Annotated in this window: 1 protein-coding gene; it reads right to left on the reverse strand. The window is 71.7% G+C overall.

Annotation, left to right across the window (positions count from 1 at the left end; genetic code table 11):
- Positions 1-131 precede the first annotated feature (131 nt).
- Positions 132-1163 carry a GNAT family N-acetyltransferase gene (locus tag AB0J09_RS64100; protein WP_360714228.1) on the reverse strand — a complete coding sequence of 344 codons (1032 nt, stop codon included), beginning with the start codon at positions 1161-1163 and terminating at the stop codon, positions 132-134.
- Positions 1164-1704 lie beyond the last annotated feature (541 nt).

A 1704-nucleotide genomic window follows, 5' to 3' on the forward strand; every position in this document is an offset into this window, starting at 1 on the left:
GGCAGCGCGGGAAATCGCCAAGCCGAGGCCGGTGCCGCCGGGGTCGCGGTGGCGGCTTTCGTCCAGGCGGACGAATCGCCGGCGAGCTCGTCCGTGTGGAGTTCGGGCTCGGCGGCATGCGCCCCGGTCTGTCAGGCGTTCGGGGCGGGTACGACTCGGCCCGTGGCCAGGCGTGCCTCCATCACGCCGGGGTCGTCGGTGTAGCCGAGCGTCGCACCGAGGCTGATCATGAGGCGGCGCATGCGAGTGTTGTCGGACAGCATGGTGGCGCGAATCTCGGCGAATCCGTGGTCGCGGGCGATGTCGATGAGGATTCGGGCGAGCTTGGTGCCCAGGCCGCGGCCTTGCCAGCTGTCCTCGACGAGAACGGCGACCTCCGCGGCGCCCGGGTCGGCGCAGTACATGAGGTTCGCCAGGGCGACGACCTGGCCGTCGTGGCAGGCCACGACGGATTCGCCGCGGTCGCGGTCGCACAGCCGGTCGAACATGTGCGGCGGGAAGGTCGGCATGGAGGTGAAGTAGCGGAAGCGACGCGACTCGGGGGTGCAGCGGTCGTGCAGGTCGCGTACGGCCTCGCGGAAGGCGGGCGTCAGGGCGCGCACCTGGACTTCGGCGCCGTCGGCCAGACGCAGGGCGCGGTCGTCGGTGGTCGGCTCGACTGCTGGCTGGGCGAGCCGTATGAAGGCGGCGGCGCGGGCGGCCTCGGTCAGCGTGAAGGGCAGGTGGCCGCGGCGCAGTTGGATCGCGCGCTTGGGTGCGACGGCCACGAGAAGCCGGTGGGGGTCGGGCAGATCACTCACGTGATCACCATAGGTCCAGCGAGCGGAGTCGGCCCGCAGCAGTTCGGCGAGGAACTCGGGCAGGCGCCACGGTTGGGCGCGCAGCCTGAGGGCCAGGAGCAGAGCGCGGGTGGTCTCGTCGGCCAGCTCGTGAGCAGCCGCGGGGACGACGTGGACGCGGCGGCCTCCGGCGGCCTCGAGCGCCGCGGCGACGTCTTCGGCGGAAGCAGGGACTTCGGCGACGAACTCGTCGACGGTGCCGCCGGTGTCGGGCTGGACAGACAGGCCGAGGATGTTACCGCCGCGCGCGGCCAGGGCGGCCGTCAGCGAGGCGAGGCGCCCGGGTCGTTCGTCCACCGTGGCGCGGATGCGCATGAATCCCATGAAGTGCTCCCCTCCGTTGCTCTTCCAGCATGCGGGGGGCTTGTTACGCGACTGCTACACGGCAGTGGCCTCACCGTTTCTTTTGCCCCTAATCACGAGGCATGTGCGCTTATGCCATGATTTGCGAGGCTTGCGCGACCCGCCCGCTCCATTCCTGGCCCCGCACCCCTTCAGCCCCCACCGGCCGCCGCAACCAGCCACCAGCCGCAGCAGCAGAAGTCGGCCCGCTGGTCACGCCCACCCGTGCACCCATGGCACGGAAATCCGCACGCCCCTCAGGCCGCGGATCCCGGGCCGCCACCGGCCGCCCGCCAGAGCCAAGCACAACCCGCTTGTCGCAGGTCACCGGCCTGGGGCGGGAAGATGGACGGCGGGCTCGGCGTGCGCGAGCCGGATCCACCACTGAGGAAGGAACCCCATGAACATCCTCTTCCGAGGAGGCCGCGTCTTCACCCCGGAAGGCGTACGGGCCGAGGCCGTGCTGGTGAGCGACGGCGTGATCGCCGCAGTGGGGCCGGCGGCCGAGCTGGCCCGGCAGGCG

This window comes from Nonomuraea sp. NPDC049784, from assembly GCF_040659615.1.
Lineage (GTDB): Bacteria > Actinomycetota > Actinomycetes > Streptosporangiales > Streptosporangiaceae > Nonomuraea.